The organism is Klenkia sp. AC732 (assembly GCF_979256525.1).
In genome coordinates this window covers 1-26880 of the sequence record NZ_CEEDOS010000045.1, presented here as the reverse complement: position 1 = coordinate 26880, position 26880 = coordinate 1, and the positions used below count along the sequence as shown (strand labels likewise).

24 protein-coding genes and 2 tRNA genes are annotated in these 26880 nt (G+C 73.6%); 21 read left to right on the top strand and 5 right to left on the bottom strand.

Features of this window, described 5'->3' with window-relative positions; genetic code table 11:
* Positions 1 to 27 precede the first annotated feature (27 nt).
* Together ctaJ and AC0IVP_RS18395 are read left to right on the top strand one after the other, a co-directional pair.
* On the top strand, positions 28 to 348 hold the full coding sequence (ctaJ, locus tag AC0IVP_RS18400) for an aa3-type cytochrome oxidase subunit CtaJ (protein WP_471758442.1): 321 nt from the start codon (positions 28 to 30) through the stop codon (positions 346 to 348).
* A gap of 52 nt (positions 349 to 400) precedes the next feature.
* The gene (locus AC0IVP_RS18395; RefSeq protein WP_200939017.1) at positions 401 to 850 is read left to right on the top strand and encodes a DUF5130 family protein; all 450 of its coding nucleotides are present in this window, start codon (positions 401 to 403) and stop codon (positions 848 to 850) included.
* Between the two features lie 15 nt (positions 851 to 865).
* On the opposite strand, the gene AC0IVP_RS18390 is transcribed toward AC0IVP_RS18395, so the two are convergent.
* On the bottom strand, positions 866 to 1582 hold the full coding sequence (locus AC0IVP_RS18390) for a TetR/AcrR family transcriptional regulator (RefSeq protein WP_471758440.1): 717 nt from the start codon (positions 1580 to 1582) through the stop codon (positions 866 to 868).
* A 118-nt stretch (positions 1583 to 1700) separates the two neighbouring features.
* Here AC0IVP_RS18390 and AC0IVP_RS18385 point away from each other — a divergent pair, with 118 nt between their 5' ends.
* A complete protein-coding gene (locus AC0IVP_RS18385) occupies positions 1701 to 2405 on the top strand; it encodes a DUF4386 domain-containing protein (RefSeq protein ID WP_471758438.1) in 705 nt (234 codons plus the stop codon).
* Between the two features lie 61 nt (positions 2406 to 2466).
* On the opposite strand, the gene pepN is transcribed toward AC0IVP_RS18385, so the two are convergent.
* Positions 2467 to 5028, bottom strand: coding sequence for an aminopeptidase N (gene pepN / locus AC0IVP_RS18380; protein WP_471758436.1), 2562 nt, complete (start codon positions 5026 to 5028; stop codon positions 2467 to 2469).
* 185 nt (positions 5029 to 5213) lie between these two features.
* Between pepN and AC0IVP_RS18375 the strand changes: the two genes are divergently transcribed.
* From AC0IVP_RS18375 to AC0IVP_RS18360, 4 genes are read left to right on the top strand one after another with little or no spacing between them, the layout of a single operon-like run.
* A complete protein-coding gene (locus AC0IVP_RS18375) occupies positions 5214 to 5876 on the top strand; it encodes a mycothiol-dependent nitroreductase Rv2466c family protein (protein WP_056297366.1) in 663 nt (220 codons plus the stop codon).
* A gap of 41 nt (positions 5877 to 5917) precedes the next feature.
* Positions 5918 to 6685, top strand: coding sequence for an SDR family oxidoreductase (locus tag AC0IVP_RS18370; RefSeq protein WP_471758434.1), 768 nt, complete (start codon positions 5918 to 5920; stop codon positions 6683 to 6685).
* A 12-nt stretch (positions 6686 to 6697) separates the two neighbouring features.
* Complete coding sequence (locus tag AC0IVP_RS18365; RefSeq protein WP_056297369.1) at positions 6698 to 7165, top strand: ribose-5-phosphate isomerase; 468 nt, start codon at positions 6698 to 6700, stop codon at positions 7163 to 7165.
* Positions 7125 to 7706, top strand: a complete 582-nt coding sequence (locus AC0IVP_RS18360; RefSeq protein WP_471758432.1) for a maleylpyruvate isomerase mycothiol-dependent enzyme family protein — start codon at positions 7125 to 7127, stop codon at positions 7704 to 7706. The genes AC0IVP_RS18365 and AC0IVP_RS18360 overlap by 41 nt, the downstream gene beginning before the upstream one ends.
* 10 nt (positions 7707 to 7716) lie before the next feature.
* Here AC0IVP_RS18360 and AC0IVP_RS18355 read toward each other — a convergent pair whose 3' ends face one another.
* Positions 7717 to 8961 carry a GNAT family N-acetyltransferase gene (locus AC0IVP_RS18355; protein ID WP_471758430.1) on the bottom strand — a complete coding sequence of 415 codons (1245 nt, stop codon included), beginning with the start codon at positions 8959 to 8961 and terminating at the stop codon, positions 7717 to 7719.
* Positions 8962 to 9124: 163 nt separating this feature from the next.
* Between AC0IVP_RS18355 and AC0IVP_RS18350 the strand changes: the two genes are divergently transcribed.
* Together AC0IVP_RS18350 and AC0IVP_RS18345 are read left to right on the top strand one after the other, a co-directional pair.
* The gene (locus AC0IVP_RS18350) at positions 9125 to 10774 is read left to right on the top strand and encodes a hypothetical protein (RefSeq protein ID WP_471758428.1); all 1650 of its coding nucleotides are present in this window, start codon (positions 9125 to 9127) and stop codon (positions 10772 to 10774) included.
* A gap of 25 nt (positions 10775 to 10799) precedes the next feature.
* A complete protein-coding gene (locus tag AC0IVP_RS18345) occupies positions 10800 to 11849 on the top strand; it encodes a sigma-70 family RNA polymerase sigma factor (RefSeq protein ID WP_471758426.1) in 1050 nt (349 codons plus the stop codon).
* A 42-nt stretch (positions 11850 to 11891) separates the two neighbouring features.
* On the opposite strand, the gene AC0IVP_RS18340 is transcribed toward AC0IVP_RS18345, so the two are convergent.
* Positions 11892 to 11965, bottom strand: a tRNA-Gly gene (locus tag AC0IVP_RS18340).
* A 73-nt stretch (positions 11966 to 12038) separates the two neighbouring features.
* Between AC0IVP_RS18340 and AC0IVP_RS18335 the strand changes: the two genes are divergently transcribed.
* The 5 genes from AC0IVP_RS18335 to clpX all read left to right on the top strand — a co-directional run bounded on the left by AC0IVP_RS18335 (position 12039) and on the right by clpX (position 16907).
* Positions 12039 to 12112 (top strand) — tRNA-Pro (locus tag AC0IVP_RS18335).
* 113 nt (positions 12113 to 12225) lie between these two features.
* Positions 12226 to 13782: a trigger factor gene (gene tig, locus AC0IVP_RS18330; protein ID WP_471758424.1), complete on the top strand. Its 1557-nt coding sequence runs from the start codon at positions 12226 to 12228 to the stop codon at positions 13780 to 13782.
* Positions 13783 to 14056: 274 nt separating this feature from the next.
* On the top strand, positions 14057 to 14689 hold the full coding sequence (locus AC0IVP_RS18325) for an ATP-dependent Clp protease proteolytic subunit (RefSeq protein WP_471758422.1): 633 nt from the start codon (positions 14057 to 14059) through the stop codon (positions 14687 to 14689).
* A gap of 17 nt (positions 14690 to 14706) precedes the next feature.
* Positions 14707 to 15333, top strand: a complete 627-nt coding sequence (locus tag AC0IVP_RS18320; protein ID WP_056297428.1) for an ATP-dependent Clp protease proteolytic subunit — start codon at positions 14707 to 14709, stop codon at positions 15331 to 15333.
* 299 nt (positions 15334 to 15632) lie between these two features.
* A complete protein-coding gene (gene clpX, locus AC0IVP_RS18315) occupies positions 15633 to 16907 on the top strand; it encodes an ATP-dependent Clp protease ATP-binding subunit ClpX (RefSeq protein ID WP_056297431.1) in 1275 nt (424 codons plus the stop codon).
* A gap of 267 nt (positions 16908 to 17174) precedes the next feature.
* Here the strand turns inward: clpX and valS are convergent, their stop codons facing one another.
* The gene (gene valS, locus AC0IVP_RS18310) at positions 17175 to 19817 is read right to left on the bottom strand and encodes a valine--tRNA ligase (protein WP_471758420.1); all 2643 of its coding nucleotides are present in this window, start codon (positions 19815 to 19817) and stop codon (positions 17175 to 17177) included.
* A gap of 58 nt (positions 19818 to 19875) precedes the next feature.
* On the opposite strand from valS, the gene AC0IVP_RS18305 reads away from it, so the two are divergent.
* From AC0IVP_RS18305 to AC0IVP_RS18275, 7 genes are all read left to right on the top strand, one after another.
* Positions 19876 to 21300, top strand: a complete 1425-nt coding sequence (locus AC0IVP_RS18305) for a bifunctional folylpolyglutamate synthase/dihydrofolate synthase (protein ID WP_471758418.1) — start codon at positions 19876 to 19878, stop codon at positions 21298 to 21300.
* Positions 21297 to 21692 carry a DUF4233 domain-containing protein gene (locus AC0IVP_RS18300; protein WP_471758416.1) on the top strand — a complete coding sequence of 132 codons (396 nt, stop codon included), beginning with the start codon at positions 21297 to 21299 and terminating at the stop codon, positions 21690 to 21692. The genes AC0IVP_RS18305 and AC0IVP_RS18300 overlap by 4 nt, the downstream gene beginning before the upstream one ends.
* A gap of 209 nt (positions 21693 to 21901) precedes the next feature.
* The gene (locus tag AC0IVP_RS18295; protein WP_471758414.1) at positions 21902 to 22924 is read left to right on the top strand and encodes a DUF3048 domain-containing protein; all 1023 of its coding nucleotides are present in this window, start codon (positions 21902 to 21904) and stop codon (positions 22922 to 22924) included.
* Positions 22925 to 22947: 23 nt separating this feature from the next.
* The gene (ndk, locus tag AC0IVP_RS18290) at positions 22948 to 23367 is read left to right on the top strand and encodes a nucleoside-diphosphate kinase (protein ID WP_471758412.1); all 420 of its coding nucleotides are present in this window, start codon (positions 22948 to 22950) and stop codon (positions 23365 to 23367) included.
* Between the two features lie 72 nt (positions 23368 to 23439).
* A complete protein-coding gene (locus AC0IVP_RS18285) occupies positions 23440 to 25443 on the top strand; it encodes a TIGR03960 family B12-binding radical SAM protein (RefSeq protein ID WP_471758410.1) in 2004 nt (667 codons plus the stop codon).
* On the top strand, positions 25443 to 26210 hold the full coding sequence (locus AC0IVP_RS18280; RefSeq protein ID WP_471758408.1) for a TIGR03936 family radical SAM-associated protein: 768 nt from the start codon (positions 25443 to 25445) through the stop codon (positions 26208 to 26210). Before AC0IVP_RS18285 ends, AC0IVP_RS18280 begins: the two co-directional genes overlap by 1 nt.
* Positions 26211 to 26516: 306 nt before the next feature.
* A partial coding sequence (locus AC0IVP_RS18275) for a hypothetical protein (RefSeq protein ID WP_471758406.1) occupies positions 26517 to 26880 on the top strand: 364 nt, incomplete at its 3' end.

Sequence of the window (26880 nt, the reverse complement as noted above, 5' to 3'; positions counted from 1 at the left end):
CCGGGGGGCCCCGGTAGATTGCCGGGCGTGACCGTCGTCGAGACCCTGCTCGTCTTCCTGGTGGCGCCGCTGGCGTTCATGCTCGTCGTGGCCGCCCTGGTGATGCTGCCCGCGCTGAAGAACCGGGACCGGTACAAGCCCGGCAAGCCCTGGGGCCACGCGCCGGTCTGGTACGAGCCGCACCGCGCCGGCGGTGCCGCACACGACGAGCACGGCGAGCACGGCGAGCACGAGGCCATCCCCACCGGCGCCCGGGCCTCCGCGCTGGCGATCGGCCAGGCCCCGCACGCCCCGAGCACGCCCGCCGTGACGCGCACCGCCTCCGGCGGCGCCCGCGGCACCTGGTGAGCCCCCGCGTGAGCACGTCCCTACCGACCCCGCAGAGAGGCAGCACCCGCTGATGGCCACCGAGCTCGCCGGCACCCGAGAGCCGATCGTCGACGGCCAGGAGGGCGAGGGCGGCACCGCTCCCGCCCCGTTCACCCCCGCCGAGCTGGCCCGGCTCGACGAGGCGCTGACCATGTCCTCCCGGGAGACCGGGCTGCGCTTCACCCTCTACATCGGCGAGCTGCCCGCCGACACCCGCGCGGGCGCCGAGGACCTGCACGCCCGCTCCGGCGAGGACACCACCCACTCGGTCCTGATCGCCGTGTCGCCCGACCAGCGCGTCCTCGAGGTCGTGACCGGCTCCGCGGCGGCCCGCCGGCTGCCCGACCGCGCCTGCGCCCTCGCGGTGCTGTCGATGACCAGCTCGTTCGGCTCCGGCGACCTGGTCGGCGGCATCGTCAACGGCCTGCGTCAGCTCTCCGACCAGGCCGGGCACCCCGCGGCCCACCGCGCCAGGCACTAGACCGGGGCACCCCGGTCACCGACGGGGCGAGGTCCAGCCGCTGCGCTGCAGGCGCTGGGCCCCGTCCAGGAGCAGGTCCAGGGCGAAGGCGAACTCGAAGTCCTCGTCGCACCCCTGCCCCACGCCGGACAGGTCCCCCCGGGTCGCCTCCAGCGCGATCTCCAGCACGTGCGGGAAGCGCTCTGCGAAGTCGGCCGCCATCGCCTGTTGGGCCTGCGGTGTCGGGGCCGGCCCGTCCTCCGGCGGGGCGTCGAAGAGCTCGGGGCTGAACCCCCAGATGCGGTTGCCCAGCGCGTGCATCACGTGGTGGGTCAGGTCGACCGAGAACCCGGCCGCCCGGAGGGTCCCCGCGACGGCGTCCATGTGACCGAGCACGGTCGGCGTCCGCCGGGTGCGCGACTCGATCGCCTGCCGCGCCCACGGGTGACGCCGGACCGCTCGCCGGGCCGCGAGCACCCGGTGCCGGACGGCGTCGATGCCCGGCAGCGCCTCCTCCGGCGGGTCGAAGCCCTCGATGACGAGGTCGACCATGCCGTCGAGCAGCGCCTCCTTGTCTGCCACGTGCTTGTACAGCGCCATCGGGACGACGCCGAGCTCCTGGGCCAGCCTGCGCATGCTCAGCCCGGCCAGGCCGGTCTCGTCGGCCAGGGCGACCGCGGCGACGAGCACCCGGTCGCGGTTCAGTCGTGCCCGCGGGGCGGCGGGGGCAGCGGGGTCCGCACGTCCGGGCACCGGTGACCTCCTGGGCGGGAAGGGTGGGGTGGCGACATCCCTTGACCTGGTGGACAACGTACACCTAACCTCCCGGCCACCGGGTGTACGTCGTACACCCACAGTCGGAGGAGCACCCGTGAGCACCACCGCCCTCGCACCCGCACCCGTCGTCGCGCCGTCGCGGACCACCGCGCGGACCGCCGGTCTGCTCTACCTGGTCACCTTCCTCACCTCGGTACCGACGCTCGCCCTCTACGCACCCCTGCGGGAGCGGCCGGGGCAGGTCCTCGACGCCGCCGACCGCACGGGTGTGGTGGTCGGTGCGCTGCTGGAGGTCGGGCTGGCGCTGTCCTGCGTGGCCACCGCGGTCGTGCTGTTCCCCGTCGTGCGCCGGCACGGCGAGCGGGCGGCACTGGGCTACCTCGCGGCACGCGTGGTCGAGGGCGCCTTGGTGCTGGTCGGCGTCATCAGCGTGCTGGCCCTGGTCGGTCTGCCGCAGCAGGCCACCGCGGACCCGGGCTCGACGGCCGTCGTCGGGCGCGCCCTGCTGGCCGTCTACGAGGGCACGTTCCTGCTGGGACAGAGCCTGATGCCGGTCCTCTGCGCACTGACCCTGGGCTCGCTGCTGCTGCGGTCGGGCCTGGTGCCGCGGGCGATCCCGCTGGTCGGCCTGGCCGGCGCACCCCTGCTGCTGGCCTCCGACGTCGCGATCGCCACCGGGGTGTACGAGCAGGGCACCGCCCTCGCCGGACTGGCCGCCCTGCCGATCGCGGCGTGGGAGCTGTCCCTGGCGGTGTGGCTGGTCGTCCGCGGCTTCCGGGTGCCGGACCCGGCGGCGTGAGAGCCACCAGCCCTCCCCGCTCGCCCTCCCCGGTCGTCGGGGAGGGCGTCGGGTCGCCGACTCAGGCCTGGTTGCGGCCGGCCTCGGCGTCGCGCTGCTGGGCGCGCAGCGAGCGGGCCACGCCGTCACGCCCCTCGCTGACCAGCCGGCGCAGCGGCGCCGGGTGGTCCTCCTGCGCCAACCAGGCGTCGGCCGCCTCGACGGTGGCCGGGGAGACCTGCTTGGGGAAGAGGTACTCCACGGCGTTCTTGGCGATCTCGCCCGGACGCCGGTCCCACAGCGGGGCGATGTCGGCGAAGTAGCGCTCCACGTAGGGCGCGGTCAGCTCGCGCTGGGCCGGGTGCCAGAACCCGGCCACCATCGCCTCGTGGGTCGAGTTCGCGATGGACTCGTCCTGGAAGGCGCGCTGCCAGGTGTCGGCCTTGGACGCAGCCGTCGGACGCAGCGCCCGGGCGGTCGCGGTGCGCCGGGCACCGGTGGCGGTGGCGTCCCGGGCGGCCTCGGCGTCGATCTCGGCGTCCCCGGCCGCGCCGACGGCGACCAGGCCCTGCAGGAACGACCAGCGCGCCTCGGCGTCCACGGTCAGGCCGGGCACCTCGACGGACCCGTCCAGCAGGCCCCGCAGCACGGCCAGCTGCTCCTCGCTGCGGGCGGTGCCGGCCAGCGTGCGGGACCACTGCAGCTGGGCGTCCGAGCCGGGCTCGGCGCTGCGCAGGGAGGCCAGGGCCTTGTCCGCCAGCGCCGTCCAGCCGGTCTCGGCCCACGCCGCGTCGGCGTAGTTGCCCAGTGCGGCCTGCACCCGGGCCAGCAGCGACTGCACCACGCTGATCTCGGTCTCGGCGTCCACGCCGGCCAGCACCAGGGCCACCCAGTCGCGGGCGGCGAGCTCGCCGTCGCGGGTCATGTCCCAGGCCGCCGACCAGCACAGGGCCCGGGCCAGCGGGTCGGGCAGGTCGCCGATGCTGGTGCGCAGCGTCGCCAGCGACCGCTCGTCCAGGCGCAGCTTGGCGTAGGTCAGGTCGTCGTCGTTGACCAGCACGAGGTCCGCCGCCGGGTGGCCGGCCAGCTCGGGCACCTCGGTGCGCGCGCCGGTGACGTCGAGCTCCACCCGGTGCGTGCGGGTCAGCCCGTCGGGACCCGCGGTGTACAGCCCCACGGCCAGCCGGTGGTCACGCAGCACCGGGTGCTCGGCGACGGCGGTCTGCTCGATGGCGAAGGAGCGGTACCGGCCGTCGGCGTCGGTCTCGGAGACCGGACGCAGCGTGTTGACCTGGCTGGTCTGCAGCCACTGCTGCGCCCAGGCCGACAGGTCCCGGCCGGTGGCCTCCGACAGCGGGCCGAGGAGGTCGGCCAGCGTGGTGTTGCCGTACTCGTGGGTGCGGAAGTAGCGGCGCACCCCGGCCAGGAACGCGTCCTGTCCGACGTAGGCGACCAGCTGCTTGAGCACCGAGGCGCCCTTGGCGTAGGTGATGCCGTCGAAGTTCACCTCGACCGCGGCGACGTCGACCATGTCCGCGGCGATCGGGTGCGTCGAGGGCAGCTGGTCCTGGGCGTAGGCCCAGGACTTCTCGGTGTTGGCGAACGTCGTCCAGGCGGTCGTGTACTCGGTGGCCTCGGCCTGGCACAGCGTCGAGATGTAGGTGGCGAAGGACTCGTTGAGCCACAGGTCGTCCCACCAGCGCATGGTCACCAGGTCGCCGAACCACATGTGCGCCAGCTCGTGCAGGATCGTCTCGGCGCGACGCTCGTAGCGGGCCCGGCTGGTGCGCGACCGGAAGACGTAGTCCTCCAGGAACGTCACCGCCCCGGCGTTCTCCATCGCCCCGGCGTTGAACTCGGGCACGAAGAGCTGGTCGTACTTGTCGAAGGGGTACGGGTAGTCGAAGACCCGGTGGTAGAAGTCGAAGCCCTGCTTGGTGACGGTGAAGATCTCGTCCGGGTCCAGGTACTGCGCCAGCGAGGCCCGGCAGTAGATGCCCAGCGGCAGCCCCTCGTGGGAGTCGGTGACCTTGGCGTACGGGCCGGCGATCAGCGCGACCAGGTAGGTGGAGATCCGCTTGGTCGGCTCGAAGTGCACGAGCTGGGAGCCGGCCTCGCCGGCCTCGATGGTCCGCCCGCCGGTGTTGGACACGACCTGCCAGTCGAAGGGCGCGGTCACGTGCACGGTGAACTCGCCCTTGAGGTCGGGCTGGTCAAAACAGGCGAACACGCGCTTGGCCTCGGCGGGCTCGAAGTGCGTGTACAGGTAGACGGCCCCGTCCTCGGGGTCCACGAAGCGGTGCAGGCCCTCGCCGGTCCGGGAGTAGCGGCAGTCGGCGTCGACGACGAGCTCGTTGCTGGCAGCCAGGCCGGGCAGCGCCAGGCCGCCCTCCTCGGTGTAGCCCGAGACGTCGAGCGCGGTGCCGTTGAGGGTCGCGGCCCGCACGCGCTCGGCCACCAGGTCGATGGAGGTCCCCTCGCCCGGGGTGGCCGCGTCGAAGCGCACCGTCGTCGTCGACCGGAACGTCTCCTCGCCGGGGTGACCGGCGCCGTCGGTGACGTCGAGCTGCAGGTCGTACGCGTGCACGGTCAGGAGCTGGGCGCGCGCCGCAGCGGCGTCGCGGGTCAGGTTGGGAACAGCCACCGGGGCAGCCTCCCACGAGGGCCGCCGCGGGGGGCGTTGACGGGGGGCGCCGGGTGTGCTGTGCGGGCGTGTGCCTGCGCTGTACGGGCGTGTGGCCGGACACCGGGCCGGGAACAACCCGGGCACCCCGCGTCCTTGACGCGGCAGACCTCCCGCCCCACCCCCCACCGACTCGAGGAGTCCGCATGTCCGAGACCACGCAGAGCGCACCCGCCAGGGCCAAGGTCGACGTCTGGGTGGACCCGCTGTGCCCCTGGGCCTGGCTGACCAGCCGCTGGGTCATCGAGGCCTCGAAGGTCCGCGACCTCGACGTCAGCTGGCACGTGATGAGCCTGGCCGTGCTCAACGAGGGCCGGGACCTGCCGGAGCAGTACCAGGAGATGATGGCCCAGGCGTGGGGCCCGGTCCGGGTGCTGATCGCGGCCGCCCAGCAGCACGGTGCCGAGGTGGTCGGCGACCTGTACACCGCGATGGGCACCCTGCGGCACCAGGAGGGCGCCGAGCTGCCCGACGTCATCGCCCCCGCTCTGGAGCGGGTCGGCCTGCCGGCCTCGCTGGCCGACGCGGCCGGCTCCACCGAGTACGACGAGGCCCTGCGCGCCAGCCACCACGAGGGGATGGACCCGGTCGGCGAGGAGGTCGGCACCCCCGTCGTGCACGTCGACGGCGTCGCCTTCTTCGGCCCGGTCATCAGCCGCGTGCCCACCGGTGAGGACGCCGGCAAGGCCTTCGACGGGGCCGTGCTGCTGGCCAACCTGCCCGGCTTCTGGGAGCTCAAGCGCACCCGCACCGAGGAGCCGGACTTCTCCACCGTCCCGGCGTCCGCGCTGGAGATCTCGCGAGGCTGAGCCCTGCGGGGTGCGGGGTGCGGGTGCGGCATCCTGACCGGGTGCCGCACCCCACCCGCCAGCGCATCCTCATCACCGGCGCGAGCTCCGGGCTCGGCGAGGGGATGGCCCGCCGGTTCGCAGCGCTGGGCCGCGACCTCGCCCTGGTCGCCCGCCGCACCGACCGGCTCGAGGCCCTGCGCGAGGAGCTGACCGCCGCCCACCCCGGGGTCACCGTCGTGACCGCCGCTCTGGACGTGGACGACCCCGACGCCGTCGCCGAGGTCGTGCCGCGGCTGGCCGGTGAGCTCGGCGGCCTGGACCGGTTCATCGCCAACGCGGGCCTGGGCAAGGGCGTCCCGGTCGGCACCGGGGGAGCGCGGCCCAACCGTGCGGTGCTGACGACGAACGTGCTGGGCACGCACTCCTGCTGCGAGGCCGCCGTCGCGCTCTTCCGTGCTCAGGGCCACGGCCACCTGGTGGTGGTCAGCTCGGTCGCCGGGGTCCGCGGCATGGGCGGCACGCGGACCGCGTACGCCACCTCCAAGGCCGCCGACGCAGTCCTCGCCGAGGGGATCCGTGCCGACCTGCTCAGCGACCGCGCGACCCGCCGCATCCGGGTGACCACCGTGCACCCGGGCTTCATCGAGACCGACATCAACACCGGCCGGCGCGGGCCGTTCACCGTCGACCTGGACACCGGCGTCGACGCGCTCACCGCCGCGATCGAGCGGGAGCCGGTGCGTGCCTACGTGCCGGAGTGGCCGTGGCGCGCGGTCGCCGGGCTGCTCCGGGTGCTGCCCCTGCCGGTGGCCGCGCGCCTGTCCTGAGAGGATCGGGACATGCGCGTCTTCCTGGGCACCGACCACGCCGGCCTCGAGCTGAAGGCACACCTCCTGCAGGCCGTCGCCGACGCCGGGTACGAGCCGGTCGACTGCGGCGCCTTCGACTACGACCCCCAGGACGACTACCCGCCGTTCTGCATCGAGGTGGGGGAGCGGGTGGTCGTGGAGCCCGGCAGCCTGGGCATCGTCATCGGCGGGTCCGGCAACGGTGAGCAGATCGCGGCCAACAAGGTCCCCGGCGTCCGGGCCGCGCTGGTCTGGAACCGCTCCACCGCCGAGCTCGCCCGCCAGCACAACGACGCCAACGTGGTCGCCGTCGGCGGCCGCCAGCACACCGTCGAGGAGGCCACCGAGCTGGTGCTGCTCTTCCTCGCCACCCCGTTCAGCGACGACGAGCGGCACGTCCGCCGGATCGGACTGGTCAGTGCCTACGAGCAGGAGCGCCACCACCCCGCCGGAGGCTGAGCTGCGGGCGGCCCTGGCCGCCGCTCTCGACCTGCTGGCCGCCGTGCCCGACGGGACCGTGCGGGTGCCCGCCGTGGGCACCGACGTGTCCGGTGTCGTCGCCCACGTCGCCGGTTGCCTGTCCTGGTACGCCCACGACCTGGTGGCGGGCCCCGCCGGTGCCGACGCACACACCGTCGACCCCCGCCCCGACGCCGACCTGGGTGAGCGGCTCACCGGGCTGCGTGCCTGGGGCGAGGTGCTGGCCCGCACCGTCGCCCTCTCCCCGCCCGGCGAGGTGGGCGCGCACTCCGACGGCCCGCCCGACGCCACCGGGTTCGCCGCCCTGGGCTGCGCGGAGCTGCTGCTGCACACCGACGACGTCGCCGACGCCCTCGGCCTGCCCTGGGCGCCACCGGAGTCGGCCGTCGGGCTGGTGCTGGACCGGTTGTTCCCCGACCTCGCCGGGGACGAGGACCCCTGGTCGCTGCTGCGGTGGGCGACCGGGCGGGCCGACCTCCCCGGCCGCGACGTGCGGACGAGCTGGTCCTACCGCGTCTGAGCCAGCGGCCTCAGAACTCGTCGGCGCACCACGGCGCGACCGGCCAGGAGAACGACGTCGAGGCCAGTGTCACCGCCCCCGGGCTGACCTCGGTGACCCGCCCGGCGGCCTGCAGGGCGGCCAGGGACGTGCCGCCCAGGTAGGCCGCGGCCAGCTCCTCGGTGCCCAGCACCAGGTCCGGGTCCCGGTCGGTGCGCCCGCAGTACCCACCGGCCGGGTGGCCCGACAGCCGCCAGCGGCCCTCGTTCCACGGGCAGAAGGGGTCCCGGACCTCGATCACCAGGTCGATCGGGGCCGGGTACCGGCGCGCCGCCAGCGCACGGTCGACGTCCACGAGCCGCACCCACAGCGCGTCGGCCGGGTGCTCCTCCAGCAGCCGCGGGTTGGCCACCAGGTGGCGCAGCGCCTCGTCGGCGGGGGCCAGCGGGTAGGACACGGTGCGGACCAGGTCCACCGAGAGCAGCAGGCGCCACAGCGCCGCGTACGCCGCCGGGGTGGAAGCCCGGACCTCCTGCACGGTCAGCGTCCCCGAGGGCTCGCCGCCGTCGGTCCAGGTGCCCTTGACCCGGTAGGCGGCGAAGCCGGTCACGGTGCCGTCGGGCTCGGTGTGCAGCACGAGCTGGCGGGGCGTGGCGCCCTCCCGCTGCTCCTTGTCGTCGCGCAGCCGGCGGTCCCACCAGCGCCCGTCGCGGGCCAGGGTGCCGGGCACCTCGCGGCGCAACCGCTCGTACAGGCCGACCGCGCCGGCCCGGTACCCCGCCTCGTCGACCAGGGAGACCGTGCCCGCGGACGTCGGGGCGTCGGGGCGCCACCGCAGCCGGGTGGGGTCGGTCGTCCACCCGCCGCGGCGGGTCGCCGGGGCGTAGCCGAACCGGCCGTAGATGCCGGACTCGGCCGCCCACAGTGCGGCCAGCGGCTCGCGGCCGGCGGCGTGCACCTCGTCCAGCTGGCGGCGCATCACCGCGGTGAGCACGCCCTGGCGGCGGTGCGTGGGGGAGACGGTCACCCAGGTGACCCCGGCGGTGGGGACGGCGGCGCCCCCGGGCACCGTCAGCTCCGTGCTGTAGACGCCGGAGGTGGCGTGCACCCGGCCGTCCTCGCCGATCAGCGCCAGCGAGCGGTCCAGCTCCGCGGTGGGCGGGACCTCGTCGACGTAGGGCCCGGTGGCCTCCTCGGCGAACACCACCGACATAGCGCGGCTGAAGCGCGGCCAGTCCTCGGGGGTGGCGGGTCGCAGTGCGCTCGGGTCGGTCACGCCTGCCTGTCTACCGGCTGGCCGCGGGGGCCGCGAACGGTTTCCCGGGTCCTGGCCGGGGTGCGGAGCGACGTGTCGAGACCGTGACCTCGGCGAAGGGACTGCCCGGTTATGGTCGGTCCGCCGGCCCTCGTGACCGGTCCGCCCCGTCGAGAGAAGGTCCATGCGCTCCGCCTCCGTCCCGTCCGCCGCCGCGATCGCGGGGGTGCTGCTGCTGGCCGGCTGCACCGGCTCCGCCGGCGGGGGAGGTGAGGACGACGCGGCCGCCGTCTCACCGGTCACCGCCACCCCCTCGGCGACCAGCACGCTGGTCGCCGACACCGACCCGGCCGCCTCCGCGGTCTCGACCAGCCGGGCGCTGTTCACCAGCTCCCCGGTCGCCGTCGTCGCCGGGCTGGACGACGAGGCCGCCCAGCTGGCCGGCGCCTCGGCCGCGGTCGGGCTGGGCGTGCCGTTGCTGCTGAGCACCGGGGACGCCGGGGACCCCGCCGTCGGTGAGCTGGACCGGCTCGGTGCCACCGACGTCCTCGTCGTCGGCGACGCCGGCCTGGACGCGGGCGACCGCGAGGTCGTGACCGTCCCGCCGACCGCGGAGGGCGTCGAGGACGCGACCGGCCTGCAGCTCGGGGACGCCGAGACGGTCGACGCCGACGGCGCGGTCGCGGCGGTCGCCGCCCTCCAGGACGAGGGCACCGCGCTGTTGCGGGCCGACGGCTCCGGCGACGAGGGGCCCGAGGCCTCCGGGGGCGAGCTGCCCGCGGTCGAGCGGGCCGCGCCGCTCAGCGACGTCGTGGTGCTGGCGAGCGGCAGCTCGGAGTCGCTGGCCGGTGTGGCCACCGCGCGGGCGGCCGGGGCGCAGGTCGAGCTGACCGGCGGGCAGACCGACCCCCGGGCGTCGGCCGACGTCGTCGACGCGCTGGCGGCGGCGCGACCGGCGGCCGTCGTCGCGCTGGGCGCGGACTTCGCCGGTGTGCCCGGCCTGGACTGGAAGACCGCGACCGCCGCGAGCGGCACCCAGCTGCCCGGTGGCGGGCAGCTGCTGTTCCCCGAACACTTCTTCGTGGCCCTCTACGGCTACCCCGACGGCGGCGCGCTCGGCGTCCTGGGGGAGCAGCCGCTGGCCGAGTCGATCACCCGGGCCGAGCAGACGGCCGCGCCCTACGCGGCGCTGGTGCCCGACAAGACCGTCGTCCCGATGTTCGAGGTCATCGCCACCGTCGCGTCGGCCTCGGCCGGGCCGGACGGCAACTACTCCACCGAGGCCGACGTCGAGTCGCTGCGGCCCTACGTGGAGGCCGCGGGCGCCGCGGGGCTCTACGTGGTGCTGGACCTGCAGCCCGGCCGCACGGACTTCCTCACCCAGGCCCAGCTCTACCAGTCCCTGCTCGAGCTGCCCTACGTCGGCCTGGCCCTGGACCCGGAGTGGCGGCTGCGCCCGGACCAGGTGCACCTGACCCAGATCGGCCAGGTCGGCATCGACGAGGTCAACCAGGTCGTGACCTGGCTGGCCGACCTCACCCGGGCGAACGCGCTGCCGCAGAAGCTGCTGGTGCTGCACCAGTTCCAGCTGCGGATGATCACCGAGCGCGAACGGCTGGACACCTCCCGCGACGAGCTCGCCATCATGGTCCACGTCGACGGCCAGGGCGGCCAGGGTGCCAAGCAGGACACCTGGAACACCCTTCACGAAGGGGCCCCCGCTCCGCTGTACTGGGGCTGGAAGAACTTCTACGACGAGGACCTGCCGATGCTCACCCCCGAGGAGACCGTCGCGCAGGTGCTGCCGACGCCGGAGCTCGTCACCTACCAGTAGGCCCGCCAGCGACTGCGAGGACACCGTGACCGACCTGCTCAGCCCGCCCGACGACGGGGTGGTCGACCGTGCGGACCTCGAGGCGCGGATGGCGACGCACCGCGCCGAGCTCACCGGCTACTGCTACCGGATGCTCGGCTCCTCCTTCGACGCCGAGGACGCCGTGCAGGACACGATGGTCCGGGCCTGGCGGTCGCTGGACAAGCTGCAGGGCCCCGGGGCACTGAGGTCCTGGCTCTACCGGATCGCGACCAACGTCTGCCTGGACGCCCTCGACGGTCGCAAGCGCCGCGCGCTGCCGGTCGACCTGTCCGACGAGCCGTCGGCGCCGGTGGAGGCCTCGCTGGCCGGCAGCCTGCCCGCGGGCTCCTGGGTCGAGCCGGCACTGACCCGGCAGGTGGTCGCGGTCGGCAGCGACCCGGCCGACGTCGCAGTCACCCGGGACTCCGTGCGGCTGGCCTTCGTGGCCGCCCTGCAGGTGCTGCCGCCGCGCCAGCGGGCGGTCCTGGTGCTGCGGGAGGTGCTGCGCTGGAAGGCCGAGGAGGTCGCCCGGTTGCTGGACACCAGCGTGCCGGCGGTCAACTCCGCCCTGCAGCGGGCCCGGGCCGCCGTCGCCGCGCAGACCGAGGCCGGCAAGGCCCGCCCCGGTGAGGTCGACGCCGACCAGACCCAGCTGCTGGCCGGCTACGTCGACGCCTTCACCCGCTACGACATGGACGCCTTCGTGGCGCTGCTGCACGCCGACGCCGTGCAGGACATGCCGCCGTTCACCATGTGGCTGCGCTCGGCGCAGGACATCGTGGCCTGGATGGTCGGCCCGGGCTCGGCCTGCGAGGGCTCCACGCTGGTCCCCGTCTCGCTCAACGGGTCCACGGCCTTCGCCCAGTACAAGCCCAGCGACGTCCCCGGGGTGAAGCGGCCCTTCGCCTTCCAGGCCCTGGAGGTGCACGAGGGCCGGATCAGCCGGATCACCTCGTTCCTGGACACCCGGCTCTTCGCGCTGTTCGGGCTGCCCGCCGAACTGCGCGAGGGCGACCCGCTGCCCGAGCCCTCCACCTGGGCCGCACCGGCCTGAGACGACGACAGCCCCGGCCGGTGGCCGGGGCTGTCGGGGGAGTGGAGCGGGTGACCGGGATCGAACCGGCATGGCCAGCTTGGAAGGCTGGGGCTCTACCATTGAGCTACACCCGCGAGGTGCCGCCGAGCCAGGGTAGCCGGTCGCCCGGTGGCCCCGGCCGGGGCACGGCCTAGACTCTGCGCGCCACGGGGTGTGGCGCAGCTTGGTAGCGCACCTGCTTTGGGAGCAGGGGGCCGCAGGTTCAAATCCTGTCACCCCGACAGCGCCACGCGGGTCTCCCTAGACTCGCGGGCAACCCGGTGTCCGGCGTCCGTCCGCGGGCGTGCGCCGACACCGACGACCACCTGACGTCTGCACCGAGGAGCGCTGCACTGTGAAGAGCACCATCGAGAACCTGGGCCCGACCCGGGTCCGGCTCGCGATCGAGGTGCCGTGGGGCGACCTGGACCACGCCTTCGGCGAGGTCTACAAGGAGCTCGGCCGGCAGGTGCGGGTCCCCGGCTTCCGTCCGGGCAAGGTCCCCCACCGCATCCTCGACCAGCGCATCGGGCGCCCCGTCGTCCTGGAGCAGGTCGTCCAGCACGCCGTCCCCGAGGTCTACTCCGAGGTCGTCCGCGAGAACCAGGTCCGGGTGCTGTCCCAGCCCGACGTCGAGGTCACCCGCCTCGAGGACGGCGACACCCTGGCCTTCACCGCCGAGGTCGACGTGGCCCCGCAGCTCGAGCTGCCGGCGCTGGACTCGCTGGCCGTGACCGTCGACGACGTCGAGGTCACCGACGCCGAGGTCGACACCCAGGTCGACACCATGCGCGAGCGCTTCGCCATGCTCACCGGCGTCGACCGCCCGGCCGCCGACGGCGACTACGTCTCCATCGACCTGGTGGCGAAGCTCGACGGCGAGGAGCTCGAGGACGGCACCACCAGCGGGATGTCCTACGAGGTCGGCACCGGCACCCTGATGGACGGCCTGGACGAGGCCGTGCGCGGCCTGTCCGCCGACGAGTCGGCCACCTTCAGCTCCGCGCTGCTGTCCGGCGACCAGGCCGGCCAGCAGGCCGAGGTCACCGTCACCGTGCGCTCGGTCAAGGCCAAGGAGCTCCCCGAGCTCGACGACGAGTTCGCCTCGACGGCGAGTGAGTTCGACACCCTGGAGGAGCTGCGGGCCGACGTCCGCACCCGCCTGTCCCGGGTGAAGGTCCTGCAGCAGGGCAGCCAGGCCCGCGACAAGCTGGTCGAGCACCTGCTCGAGGCCACCGAGGTGCCGGTGCCGGAGAAGCTGGTCGAGCGTGAGCTCGAGTGGCGCACCCGGGCCATGGAGCAGGAGCTCCAGCAGGCCGGCATGGACTGGGACGCCTACTTCACCGCCGCCGGCGTCGAGGGCCGTGAGGCCTACGACGCGGACATGCGCAGCAACGTCGAGAACGCCGTGCGCACGCAGTTCGTGCTCGACGCCATCGCCGACGCCCGCGAGGTCACCGTCGACAACGACGACCTGTCGGCCCAGATCATGGCCCAGGCGCAGCGCAACCGGGTCAGCCCGGAGGCCTTCGCCCAGCAGCTCCAGCAGGGCAACAACATCTCCGACTTCGTCGCCGACGTGCGACGGACGAAGGCGCTGGCCCAGCTGCTCGAGCAGACCACGATCACCGACGAGTCGGGCAACGCCGTGGACCTCGAGGCGCTGCGCCCGAAGACCGTGGCCGCCGCCCCGACCACCGAGGTCGCCGCCGCCGAGACCGAGGCCGAGCTCGGCGAGGAGCCCCTCGCCGAGGCCTCCGAGGTCGTCGGGGAGGAGACCGAGGTCGCCGAGGTGACCGAGGAGCCGGCCGCTGGGCCCGCCGAGAAGGCCCCGGCCAAGAAGGCCGCCGCCAAGAAGGCCGCTCCCAAGAAGAAGGCCGCTGCGAAGGCCGACGAGGCCGACGAGGCCTGACCCACCCCGCACCGCCACGACGCCCGCCCCACCGCACGCCAGGTGGGGCGGGCGTCGTCGTCTGCCGGCACCACCCCACCCCGGCGGGTGTGCGCCCTCGGCGAACACCGGCCCGTACGGGAGTGGCCTGTCGGACGTGCGCGTTAGGGTCGACGTGACACCGAGAAGGCCCCGGGAGCAGTCCTCCCGTGCCGTCCCCGGCGGACGACCAGCACCACCGAACCACCCTGACCCAGACCGCCTGCACGCCTGTCCCACGGAGGTCACCGCACACGTGAACACCGCACACCCGACCGCGCCCGTGATGCGCGGCTCCGGGAACATGATGAACCTGGGCGACTCGGTCTACGAGCGCCTCCTGCGCGAGCGGATCATCTTCCTGGGCAGCCAGGTCGACGACGTCATCGCCAACCAGCTCGCGGCCCAGATGCTGCTGCTGTCGGCCGAGGACCCCAAGCGCGACATCCACCTGTACATCAACTCGCCCGGTGGCTCGGTCACCGCGGGCATGGCCATCTACGACACGATGCAGTTCATCGACTGCGACGTCGCCACCTACGGCATGGGCCTGGCGGCCTCCATGGGGCAGTTCCTGCTCACCGCCGGCACCAAGGGCAAGCGCTACGCCCTGCCGCACGCGCGGATCATGATGCACCAGCCCTCGGCCGGCGTCGGCGGCACCGCCTCCGACATCGCCATCCAGGCCGACCTGTTCCGGCGCACGAAGAAGGAGCTCAACGAGCTCCAGTCGCTGCACACCGGCCAGACCGTCGAGCGCATCGCCGAGGACTCCGACCGCGACCGTTGGTTCACCGCGGCCGAGGCCCTCGAGTACGGCTTCGTCGACCACGTGGTCACCAAGGCCTCTGCCACGACCGAGACCGACAACCCGGTCACCGAGAACTGACGGTCGGAGGACCTGACATGAGCTCCCAGATGCCGCAGAGCCGGTACATCCTGCCCTCCTTCACCGAGCGCACCAGCTACGGGATGAAGGAGTCCAACCCCTACAACAAGCTCTTCGAGGAGCGCATCATCTTCCTCGGGGTGCAGGTCGACGACGCCAGCGCCAACGACGTCATGGCCCAGCTGCTCACGCTGGAGTCCACCGACCCCGACCGCGACATCACCATGTACATCAACTCGCCCGGTGGCTCGTTCACCGCGCTGATGGCGATCTACGACACGATGATGTTCGTCCGTCCCGACATCCAGACCGTCTGCATGGGCCAGGCCGCCTCGGCCGCTGCCGTCCTGCTCGCGGCCGGGACCAAGGGCAAGCGGCTGGCGCTGCCCTACTCCCGCGTGCTGATCCACCAGCCCTCCGGTGAGGCCGGCGGCCAGGTCACCGACCTGGAGATCCACGCCGCGGAGATCGAGCGGGTGCGCACCCAGATGGAGCAGATCCTGTCCCGGCACACCGGCCGGTCCCAGGAGCAGGTCCGCAAGGACATCGACCGCGACAAGATCCTCACCGCCCAGGAAGCCCTGGAGTACGGGATCGTCGACGAGGTCATCCAGAGCCGGAAGCTCAACGCCTTCTCGGCCTGAGCCGCACTACGACCGTCCGGTCCGGGGGCCCCTGCGGGGGCTCCCGGCCGTACGGTCGGCCCACCCGGGCAGTGCCCGGGAGCCCGCGCGGGGACGGGTGAGCAGGACCGCCGTGATCGACGGGGGACCCGGGTGCGTCACTGCCCGGGAACGTCGGTGGGGGCCGGTACGGTCGGCAGACGCCCGACTCCCGGCCATCGCCGGCTCGTGCAGGAGGCCCGCCGTCCGGCGGGTGACAGGGGCACCACGATGAAGGGACCCGCGCGCGGCGCGGGCCCGGTGACACGGAGGTCAGCCAGGTGGCACGTATCGGTGAGAGCGGCGACCTGCTCAAGTGCTCGTTCTGCGGGAAGAGCCAGAAGCAGGTCAAGAAGCTCATCGCTGGCCCCGGGGTCTACATCTGCGACGAGTGCATCGAGCTCTGCAACGAGATCATCGAGGAGGAGCTCAGCGAGTCCTCGGACCTCAAGTTCGACGAGCTCCCCAAGCCCAAGGAGATCCACGACTTCCTCGAGCAGTACGTCATCGGCCAGGACCGGGCCAAGAAGACGCTCGCGGTGGCCGTCTACAACCACTACAAGCGCATCCAGGCCGGCGGTGAGCGGGGCTCCCGCGACGAGGGCGTGGAGCTGGCCAAGTCCAACATCCTGCTGATGGGGCCCACCGGGTGCGGCAAGACCCACCTGGCGCAGACCCTCGCGCGGATGCTGAACGTGCCCTTCGCGATCGCCGACGCCACGGCGTTGACCGAGGCCGGTTACGTCGGTGAGGACGTCGAGAACATCCTCCTCAAGCTGATCCAGGCCGCGGACTACGACGTCAAGCGCGCCGAGACCGGGATCATCTACATCGACGAGGTCGACAAGATCGCCCGCAAGAGCGAGAACCCCTCGATCACCCGGGACGTCTCCGGTGAGGGCGTGCAGCAGGCCCTGCTGAAGATCCTCGAGGGCACCACCGCCTCGGTGCCGCCGCAGGGCGGGCGCAAGCACCCGCACCAGGAGTTCATCCAGATCGACACCACCAACGTGCTGTTCATCGTCGGTGGCGCCTTCGCCGGCCTCGAGGAGGTCATCGAGGCCCGGATCGGCAAGCAGGGCATCGGCTTCGGCGCTCCCGTCCGGGGCAAGGCCGAGATCGAGCAGGCCAACGCGATCGCCCAGGTGCTGCCCGAGGACCTGCTCAAGTTCGGCATGATCCCCGAGTTCATCGGGCGTCTGCCGGTCATCACGACCGTGCAGAAGCTCGACCGGGTCGCACTGATCAACATCCTCACCGAGCCGAAGAACGCCCTGGTCCGCCAGTACCGCCGGCTCTTCGAGCTCGACGGGGTCGAGCTGGAGTTCACCGAGGACGCCCTCGAGGCCATCGCCGACCAGGCGCTGCTGCGTGGCACCGGTGCCCGTGGCCTGCGGGCGATCCTGGAGGAGGTCCTCCAGTCGGTCATGTACGACATCCCCAGCCGCGACGACGTCGCCACCGTCGTCATCACCGCCGAGGTGGTGCTGGACCGGGTCAACCCGACGATCGTGCCGCGCAAGCCCGTCCGCGAGCGCCGCGACAAGTCCGCCTGACCCACCCCGCCCGATCGCTAGAGGCCCAGGACCACCACGGTCCTGGGCCTCTCGTGTGTCCAGACCCGTGCTGGACCGCCGGAGTCGCGCCGTGCAGGGAGGCTGTTCCGCTGCAGCACGCGAGTCCGCCCCCACGGCGACAGCCAGCACCCGTGCGTCGGCCGGTCACCCCACAGGGATCCGGTCACCGCACGCGGTGACCGGATCCCTGTGGGGCGAGCAGCTGTCGGGCCGGACGCCGGGGTGTGCCCGTTCGAGGCACCGGCCTCAGGGGGCCGGCTGCTCCGTCGGAGCGAGGACGACGTCCACGGTCAGCGGGCCCTGTCCGGGCTCGACGGTGAGCGTGGCGATGCGCCCGGCCGAGGTCAGGTCCACCCGGGCCGCCTCGACGAGGGCGACCTGCGCGGCCGGGGCGTGCACCACGGCGGACTGGACGTCGGCACGCATGGACACCTTGGCCTCGCTCTTGGCCTTGCGGACCGCGGCCAGGGCCTCGGCGGACACCGTCACCAGCAGCGGGTCGCCGCCGGCGGGGAGCTCGTCGGCGGTGGGCCACGGCGCCCGGTGCACCGAGCCGGTCTGCCACCAGGACCAGACCTCCTCGGTGGCGAAGGGCAGCACCGGGGCCAGCAGCCGGTTGAGCACCGACAGTGCGGTCGCCAGACCCGCCTTGGCCGACGTCGCCGCCTCGGCAGGGCCGCCGTCCTCACCGTATGCCCGGGTCTTGACCAGCTCGACGTGGTCGTCGCAGAACTGCCAGAAGAAGGTCTCGGTGACCTCCAGCGCCCGGGTGTAGTTGTAGGCCTCCATCGCCGCGGTGGCCTCGGTGACCACCCCGCGCAGCGCGGCCAGCAGGGCGGCGTCGACCTGCTCGGTGACCGGGGCGCCCACCAGGTCAGCGGTGGCGCCCAGGCTGCCCAGCACGAACTTGCCCACGTTGAGCAGCTTGATGGCCAGCCGGCGGCCGACCTTCATCTGCACCTCGTCGAAGGGCGAGTCCGCGCCGGGGCGGGCGCCGGCGGCGCGCCAGCGGACGGCGTCGGTGCCGTACTTCTCCAGCACGTCGACCGGGGTGGTGGCGTTGCCCTTGGACTTGGACATCTTCTTGCGGTCGGGGTCGACCACGAAGCCGGAGATCGCCGCGTGCGTCCACGGCACCTGGCCCTGCTCGTAGTGCGCGCGCACCACCGTGGAGAACAGCCAGGTGCGGATGATGTCGTGCGCCTGCGGCCGCAGGTCCATCGGGAAGACGTGTGCGAAGAGCTCCGGGTCGGTGTCCCAGCCCGAGGCGACCTGCGGTGAGAGCGACGAGGTCGCCCAGGTGTCCATCACGTCCGGGTCGGCCATGAAGCCGCCGGGCACCCCGCGCTGGTCCTCGGTGAACCCCTCGGGGACGTCGGAGGACGGGTCCACGGGCAGCGCCGCCTCGGGGGCGAGCAGGGGAGCGGCGTAGTCCGGCTCGCCGGCCTCGTCCAGGCGGTACCAGACCGGGAACGGGACGCCGAAGAAGCGCTGCCGGCTGACCAGCCAGTCGCCGTTGAGGCCCTCGACCCAGTTCTCGTAGCGGTGCCGCATGTGCTCGGGGACCCACTGGATCTCCTTGCCGCGGGCGACCAGGGCGGCGCGCAGGTCGGCGTCCCGGCCGCCGTTGCGGATGTACCACTGGCGGGTGGTGACGATCTCCAGCGGGCGCTCGCCCTTCTCGAAGAACTTCACCGGGTGGGTGATCGGGCGGGGCTCGCCGTCCAGGTCGCCGGACTCGCGCAGCAGCTCGACCATCCGGGCCTGCGCGCTGAAGACGGTCTTGCCGGCCAGCTCGGCGTAGGGCGCTGCTGCGACACCCTCGGGGGCGTCGGGCACGAGCCGGCCGTCCCAGCCCACGACGGGGCGGGTGGGCAGCTGCAGCTCACGCCACCATGTGACGTCGTTGAGGTCGCCGAAGGTGCAGATCATCGCGATGCCCGAGCCCTTGTCCGGCTCGGCCAACCGGTGCGCCACGACCGGCACCTCGACCCCGAACACCGGCGTGGTCACGGTCTGGCCGAACAGCGGCTGGTAGCGGGCGTCGTCGGGGTGGGCGACCAGGGCCACGCAGGCCGGCAGCAGCTCGGGCCGGGTGGTCTCGATGTGCACCGGGCCGCTCGGGCCGGCGAAGGCGATCCGGTGGTAGGCGCCGGGGCGCTCCCGGTCCTCCAGCTCGGCCTGGGCGACGGCGGTGCGGAAGGTGACGTCCCAGAGGGTCGGCGCCTCCTGGGCGTAGGCCTCGCCACGCTCCAGGTTGTGCAGGAAGGCGCGCTGCGCGGTGGCCCGGGAGGTCTCGGAGATGGTGCGGTAGACGTTGGACCAGTCGACCGAGAGGCCGACCTGGCGCCACAGCTGCTCGAAGGCGTCCTCGTCGACGGCGGTCAGCCGCTCGCAGAGCTCGACGAAGTTGCGCCGGCTGATCGGCAGCTGGTCCTTCGCGGGCTTCTCCGGCGGCTGGAACGACGCGTCGTAGGGCAGCGAGGGGTCGCAGCGCACGCCGTAGTAGTTCTGCACCCGACGCTCGGTGGGCAGGCCGTTGTCGTCCCAGCCCATCGGGTAGAAGACGTGCTTGCCGGTCATCCGGTGGTAGCGCGCCACGATGTCGGTGTGGGTGTAGCTGAAGACGTGGCCCACGTGCAGCGACCCCGACGCGGTGGGCGGCGGGGTGTCGATGGCGTAGGTCTGCGAGCGCGGGGCCGCGAGGGCGGCGTCCCGGTCGAAGTCGTAGACGCCCGAGGAGGCCCACACGGGGACCCACTTGGCCTCCAGGCCCTCCAGCGTCGGCTTGTCGGGTACCGCGCCCGGGGCTCCCGGGGCAGCGCTGTCCGGGGGTCCTGTGACAGACCGCCCATGGTCAGCGGAGCGGCGGTCGAGGTCGGTGGCCATGGGCTCATCCTAGGAAGTCCGGCTCCGGCGTCCCGGGGCGACTGGCATCCTGGGACCGGTGAGCACCTCCCCGTCCGACCAGCGACCCCACGGCCGCACCCCGGGCGCCAGCCGTGACGTGACCAGGGTGGAGGCCGAGCTGCTGGCGCGCTGGCCCGAGAGCCGGCTGGAGCCCAGCCTCACCCGCATCTCCGCGCTGGTCGACCTGCTCGGCTCCCCGCACCGCGCCATGCCCGTCATCCAGGTGACCGGCACCAACGGCAAGACCTCGACGGCCCGGATGGTCGACGAGCTGCTGCGCGGCTTCGGCCTGCGGGTCGGCCGGTTCACCAGCCCGCACCTGGAGTCGGTGCGCGAGCGGATCGTGATCGACGGCCGGCCGATCAGCGAGGAGCGCTTCGTCGAGGTCCACGACGACATCGCGCCCTACGTCCAGATGGTCGACGCCGGCAGCGAGGTGCCGCTGTCCTTCTTCGAGGTGCTCGTCGCCATGGGCTATGCGGCGTTCGCCGAGACCCCGGTCGACGTCGCCGTCGTCGAGGTCGGCATGGGCGGCACCTGGGACGCCACCAGCGTCGCCGACGCCCGGGTCGCCGTCGTGACGCCGGTGTCGCTGGACCACGCCGAGTACCTGGGCCCCGACGTCGCGACGATCGCCACCGAGAAGGCCGGGATCATCAAGACCGCGCCGCCGACCGAGGACGGCGTGCCCGGCCCCGACGTGGTCGCGGTGCTCGCGCACCAGCCCGCGGGCGCGCTGGAGGCCCTGGTCCGCCGGGCGGTCGAGGTCGACGCCACCGTGGCCCGCGAGGGCACCGAGTTCGGCGTCCTGGAGCGCCGGGTGGCCGTGGGCGGCCAGCAGATCCGCATCCAGGGCCTGGGCGGGGAGTACCCCGAGGTCTACCTGCCGCTCTTCGGTGCCCACCAGGCGCAGAACGCCGCCGTCGCCCTGGCCGCGGTCGAGGCGTTCCTCGGGGCGGGTGCGGCCAGCGGGCCGGTGGACCCCGAGGTCGTGCGGGCCGCCTTCGCCGCCGTCCGCTCGCCGGGCCGGCTGGAGCGCGTGCGCACCTCGCCGTCGGTGCTGGTGGACGCCGCGCACAACCCGGCCGGCATGGCCGCCACCGTCGAGGCGGTGCGCGAGTCCTTCGACTTCACCCGGCTGGTCGGCGTCGTCGGTTGCGTCGCCGGCAAGGACGTCAGCGGCATGCTCGCCGAGCTCGAGCCGCTGTGCGCCGAGCTGGTCGTGACCCAGAACAGCTCGGCCCGCGCGATGCCCGCAGACGAGCTGGGCGCCCTGGCGGTCGACGTGTTCGGCGCCGACCGGGTCAGCGTGCACCCTCGGCTGGCCGACGCCCTGGAGTCTGCGATCGAGCTGGCCGAGGCCGGTGCCGACCACGCGCTGGGCGGTTCGGGCGTGCTGGTGACCGGCAGCGTCATCACCGCCGGTGAGGCCCGCACGCTGATGGGCGGGAAGAAGAAGTGACCGCTCCGCGCGCGGCCGACCCGGCGCGGGCGGCCAAGGCGCTGTCCGGTGCTGCGGCGGCCACCCTGCTGCTGGAGGGCATCGCGGTGCTCTTCGTGCCGCGCGGCATCGTGCAGTCCGACGGCCTGGGCGGCGTCCGGCTGACCGTCCTGATCGTGCTGGCCGTGCTGCTCGTCCTGTCCAGCGGCGTGCAGCGACGGCCCCAGGGGCTGCTGATCGGCACCGTGCTACAGGTGCCGTTGCTGCTGACCGGCTTCTACTCCAACGCCATGTGGTTCGTCGGCGGTGTGTTCCTGCTGGTGTGGCTGTACCTGCTGCAGATCCGCAAGGACCTGGTCGGGACGCCGTTCGGCCCGGTGCCGGACCCGCCGCCCCCGACGCCGCAGGACTGAGCTCAGGCGGCCCGGCGCCCGGTCACGCGTGCCCGGACGTCGAGCGGGTCGACCTCGTGGTCGGCGAGCACCGCCCCCACCTCGAGGACGACGTCGGCCCGACCCGGGCCGGGACTGCCGATGAGGAGACCGAGGGTCTCCCATCTGGCGGGCCCCGGACCAGGGGAGCAGTCGTGGCAGCAGGCATCCGAGAAGCACGGCGTGCCGTCGTGACAGCGCTCGCGGTGGTGCTGCTGGGGGGCTGCGGCACGCCGGTGGACCTGCTGGCCGGCGGCCTCGAGCCGGCTGCCGCCGTGCCCACGGTCGCCCCGGTGACCACCCCTCCGCCCCCGCCGACGGTCCCGTGGCCGCTGACCGGTGTGCCGACGACGGAGCCCGTCCTCCGGCCGGCACTGTCGGTCAAGGTGGAGAACTCACCGGACGCCCGGCCCCAGACCGGCCTCGGCCAGGCCGACGTCGTCTGGGAGCAGGTGGTCGAGGGCGGGATCAGCCGCTTCGTCGCCGTCTACCAGTCCCAGGTCCCGGCCGAGATCGGCCCGGTCCGCTCCACCCGGCCCATGGACCCGGCCATCACCGCCCCGGTGGGCGGGCTGTTCGCGACCTCCGGCGGCCAGGCCCAGTACGTCGACGCCGAGGCCGAGGCGGGCCTGCAGGTCTTCACCTTCGACGCCGGGGACGCCGGCTTCTACCGGGTCGACACCCGCGACGCCCCGCACAACGTGCACCTGGCTCCGCAGGCGCTCTACGACGCCGCCGACGAGGCGCACCGCGGGGCGCCCGCCGCCCAGTTCGGCTACTCCGGCACCCCGACGGCCACGGTGCAGGGCACCCCGACCGCGGCGGTGGACCTCGAGCTGTCCCGGGTCGCCACCCCGACCTGGACCTGGAGCGCCCCGGACGGCGCGTGGCTGCGCGCCGAGGGCACCGAGCCCTCGGTCGGTGCCGACGGCGTCGCGCTGCGGGCGACCAACGTGGTGACCCTGCGGGTCCGGGTGGTGGCCACCGACGCCACCGACCCGGCGGGCAACCCGGTCCCGGAGACCCTGCTGGACGGCGAGGGCGGGGAGGCGCTGATCGCCACCGGCGGCAGCACCGTCGTCGCCACCTGGTCCAAGGCCGGCACCGGCGACCCGGTGGTGCTGACCGGCCCCGACGGCGCACCGGTCACCCTCGCGCCGGGGACCACCTGGGTCGAGCTGGTACCCGGGACGGGTTCGGTCACCACCCGCTGACCGGCCCCCGTAGCCTCCGGGGCGTGTCCGAACCCACCACCGAACGTTCCCTCGTCCTCGTCAAGCCCGACGGCGTCGCCCGCGGCCTGGTCGGGGAGGTCGTGTCCCGCCTGGAGGCCAAGGGCCTCCGCCTGGTCGCCGCCGAGCTCCGCACCCTGCCCCGCGAGGTCGCCGAGCAGCACTACGCCGAGCACAGCGAGCGGCCGTTCTTCGGCTCGCTCGTCGAGTTCATCACCGGCGGTCCGCTGCTCGCCCTGGTCGTCGAGGGCCCCCGGGCCATCGAGGCCTTCCGCGCCCTCGCCGGCGCCACCGACCCGGTGAAGGCCGCCCCCGGCACCATCCGCGGCGACCTGGCCCTCGAGGTGCAGAACAACATCGTGCACGGCTCGGACTCGCCCGAGTCCGCCGCGCGCGAGATCGGCCTGTTCTTCCCCGCGCTGTGAGCTGACGGAGTGCCAGGGACGCGCTTTCCGCGCCCTGGCACTCCACGGCGGGCGGCTACCCTCGACCCCGCTATGACTGTCGAGAGCCTGTACCCCCGTCTCGAGCCGCTCCTCGCCCAGGTGCAGAAGCCCATCCAGTACGTCGGTGGAGAGCTCAACGCCCAGACCAAGCCGTGGGACGACGTCGCCGTCCACTGGGCGCTCATGTACCCCGACGCCTACGAGGTCGGCCTGCCCAACCAGGGTCTGATGATCCTGTACGAGGTGCTCAACGAGCGCGCCGACGCCTTGGCCGAGCGCACCTACGCGGTGTGGCCGGACCTGGCCGGTCTGATGCGTGCCAACGGCGTCGGCCAGTTCACGCTGGAGAACCACCGCCCGGTCCACGACTTCGACTTCCTGGGTGTCAGCTTCGCCACCGAGCTGGGTTACACGAACCTGCTCGACGCCCTGGACCTCGCCGGTGTCCCGCTGCACGCGGTCGACCGCGACGAGTCGCACCCCGTCGTCGTCGCCGGCGGGCACGCCGCGTTCAACCCCGAGCCGGTCAGCGACTTCGTCGACTGCGCCGTCCTCGGTGACGGCGAGCAGGTCGTCGGGGACATGACCGACGTGCACAGCGCCTGGACGGCGGCCGGACGCCCCGGCGGCCGCACCGAGCTGCTGGCCCGGCTGTCCCGTGTCGAGGGCGTCTACGTGCCGCAGTTCTACGCGGTCAGCTACCTGCCCGACGGCACCATCGCGGCCTTCACGCCCACCCGGGACGACGTCCCCACCACGATCGCCAAGCGCACCGTGATGGACCTGGACGAGTGGCCCTACCCCAAGCAGCCGCTGGTCCCGCTGGCCGAGAGCGTGCACGAGCGGATGAGCGTGGAGATCTTCCGCGGCTGCACGCGGGGCTGCCGGTTCTGCCAGGCCGGGATGATCACCCGCCCGGTGCGCGAGCGCACGATCACCGGCATCGGCTCGATGGTCGACGCCGGCCTGAAGGCCACCGGGTACGAGGAGGTGGGCCTGCTCTCGTTGAGCTCGGCCGACCACTCCGAGATCGGGCAGCTGGCCAAGGAGCTGGCCGACCGGTACGAGGGCACCAACACCGGCCTGTCGCTGCCCAGCACCCGGGTCGACGCGTTCAACGTGACGCTGGCCAACGAGCTGTCCCGCAACGGCCGCCGCTCCGGGCTGACCTTCGCCCCCGAGGGCGGCAGCGAGCGGATCCGCCGGGTGATCAACAAGACCGTGTCCAAGGAGGACCTGGTCCGCACGGTCACCACGGCCTACGCCAACGGCTGGCGCCAGGTGAAGCTGTACTTCATGTGCGGTCTGCCCACCGAGACCGACGAGGACGTGCTGGAGATCGCCGAGCTGGCGGTCGAGGTGATCCGGGCCGGCCGCGAGGCCGCGGGCAACAAGGACATCCGCTGCACGGTGTCCATCGGCGGGTTCGTGCCCAAGCCGCACACCCCGTTCCAGTGGGCGTCGCAGGCCTCGGCCGAGACGATCGACCACCGCCTGAAGGTGCTGCGCGACGCGATCAACGCCGACCGGCGCATCGGGCGCTCCATCGGCCTGCGGTACCACGACGGCAAGCCCGGCGTGATCGAGGGACTGCTGTCCCGCGGCGACCGTCGCGTGGGCCGGGTCATCGAGCGGGTCTGGCGCGACGGCGGTCACTTCGACGGCTGGTCCGAGCACTTCTCCTACGACCGCTGGGCCACCGCCGCGGCCGAGGAGCTGGCGCCCTTCGGCGTCGACCTGGCCTGGTACACCACGCGCGAGCGCGGTGAGCACGAGGTGCTGCCCTGGGACCACCTGGAGTCCGGCCTGGACAAGGAGTGGCTCTGGGACGACTGGCAGGAGGCGCTGAACGAGGACGAGGTCGCCGACTGCCGCTGGACCCCCTGCTACGACTGCGGCGTCTGCCCGACCATGGGCACCGAGATCCAGATCGGTCCCACCGGCCGGTCGCTGATCCCGCTGACGCCCATCGGGGCCGGTCCGCGTCCCGGTGTCACGGCCCAGGTGGACGTCGACGTCGAGGCGTCGGTGGCCGACCCGGTCCACACGCACTGATGGCCCGCCAGCCCGACGGCCCCCCGCCGCCGCCGACCGTGCAGAAGCTGCGGCTGCGCTACACCAAGCGCGGTCCGCTGCGGTTCGCCTCGCACCGCGACCTCGCCCGGGCCCTGGAGCGTGCCCTGCGGCGCGCCCAGGTCCCGATGGCGTTCTCCGCCGGCTTCAGCCCGCACCCCAAGATCAGCTACATGGGTGCGGCGCCGACGGGGGCCGCCTCGGAGGCCGAGTACGTGGAGATCGGGCTGTCGGCGCGCTGCGACCCCGAGGCCGTCCGGGTGGCCCTGGACGCCTCGTTGCCCCCGGGCATCGACGTGCTGGAGTGCGTCGAGGCGGGGGAGGGGACCGGCGGGCTGGCCGAACGGCTGGACGCCACCCGCTGGCGGATCGACCTGGCCGGGGTGGACCCGGCCGAGCTGGGTGACGCCGTGGCGGCCCTGCTCGCGGCCGACGTGGTGACCGTGGCGAAGAAGACGAAGAACGGCCCGCGGGACATCGACGCCCGTGCTGCCGTGGTCAGCGCCTCCGTGTCCGAGGGGGCAGGTTGTGCCATACTGCACGTGGTGGTACGGCAGCTGACGCCGACCGTACGACCGGACGACGTGTTGGCTGCTCTCGCTGCCGTCGCCGACCTGCACCCGCCGTTGCCCCCCCGGGCCGTGCGTGAGGCGCAGGGCCGGCTCGACGACAGCGGTGAGGTAGCCGACCCGCTCGCGCCGGACCGCGAGGCCGGTTCCCGCTGCCAGGGGGAACCCCAGCCGGTCTGAGCGTGCGGGGCCCGCGTGCGACGTCGCCCGACACGTCTGCCAGCCGTGCCGGGACAGAGCTCCCCAGCTCGACAGCCTTCAGCTCCACCGCAGCCAGCTCCACCGCAGCCCAGCACCACCCGCGAGTCAGTTCTCGAACGTGCACCACCGGGTCCCCCCGGTACCGGACGGGACCCGCTCCAGACTTCCGTGGGTCGGACGCGCCGCTCGCGCGGCGCCCGACCCGCCCGACCCGCGTCCCTGCGCGGCCGCCAGTCGTCGTACCCGACGATCGGCGCCCGGGGACGCACAGGAGGCGAGCCCTCAGTGGCCGACCACGACGAACAGACCAGCCCCAGCACCGAGGACCGGGCCGCGGAGGAGACCCCCGCCCAGGACCTCACCCCGCCGGACACCGCGGCCGGTGACCCCGCTCCGGACGACGCGCTCCCGGACGACGCGCTCCTCGAGGACGCCGACCCCGCCCACGAGCCCACCGGGGAGCCCACCGAGGAGCCCACCGAGGAGCTCCGCCTGCGGGCCGACGCCGAGACCCTCGAGGCTGCGGCGATCCCGCCCTCGCGCACCGTCGAGGAGTCCGCGGCGCCCCGCTACGGCGCCCAGTTCAGCTCCCCGGAGCCCACCAGCGTCGCCGCCCGCGGGCGGGACCTGGAGACGGTCTGCCTGGCCG

Bases quoted from the DNA above. Each gene is read 5' to 3' on its own strand.
- AC0IVP_RS18395 (WP_200939017.1), top strand. From the start codon at position 401: ATGGCCACCGAGCTCGCCGGCACCCGAGAGCCGATCGTCGACGGCCAG.
- AC0IVP_RS18375 (WP_056297366.1), top strand. From the start codon at position 5,214: ATGTCCGAGACCACGCAGAGCGCACCCGCCAGGGCCAAGGTCGACGTC.
- AC0IVP_RS18365 (WP_056297369.1), top strand. From the start codon at position 6,698: ATGCGCGTCTTCCTGGGCACCGACCACGCCGGCCTCGAGCTGAAGGCA.
- AC0IVP_RS18350 (WP_471758428.1), top strand. From the start codon at position 9,125: ATGCGCTCCGCCTCCGTCCCGTCCGCCGCCGCGATCGCGGGGGTGCTG.
- AC0IVP_RS18320 (WP_056297428.1), top strand. From the start codon at position 14,707: ATGAGCTCCCAGATGCCGCAGAGCCGGTACATCCTGCCCTCCTTCACC.
- valS (WP_471758420.1), bottom strand. From the start codon at position 19,817: ATGGCCACCGACCTCGACCGCCGCTCCGCTGACCATGGGCGGTCTGTC.
- AC0IVP_RS18285 (WP_471758410.1), top strand. From the start codon at position 23,440: ATGACTGTCGAGAGCCTGTACCCCCGTCTCGAGCCGCTCCTCGCCCAG.
- AC0IVP_RS18280 (WP_471758408.1), top strand. From the start codon at position 25,443: ATGGCCCGCCAGCCCGACGGCCCCCCGCCGCCGCCGACCGTGCAGAAG.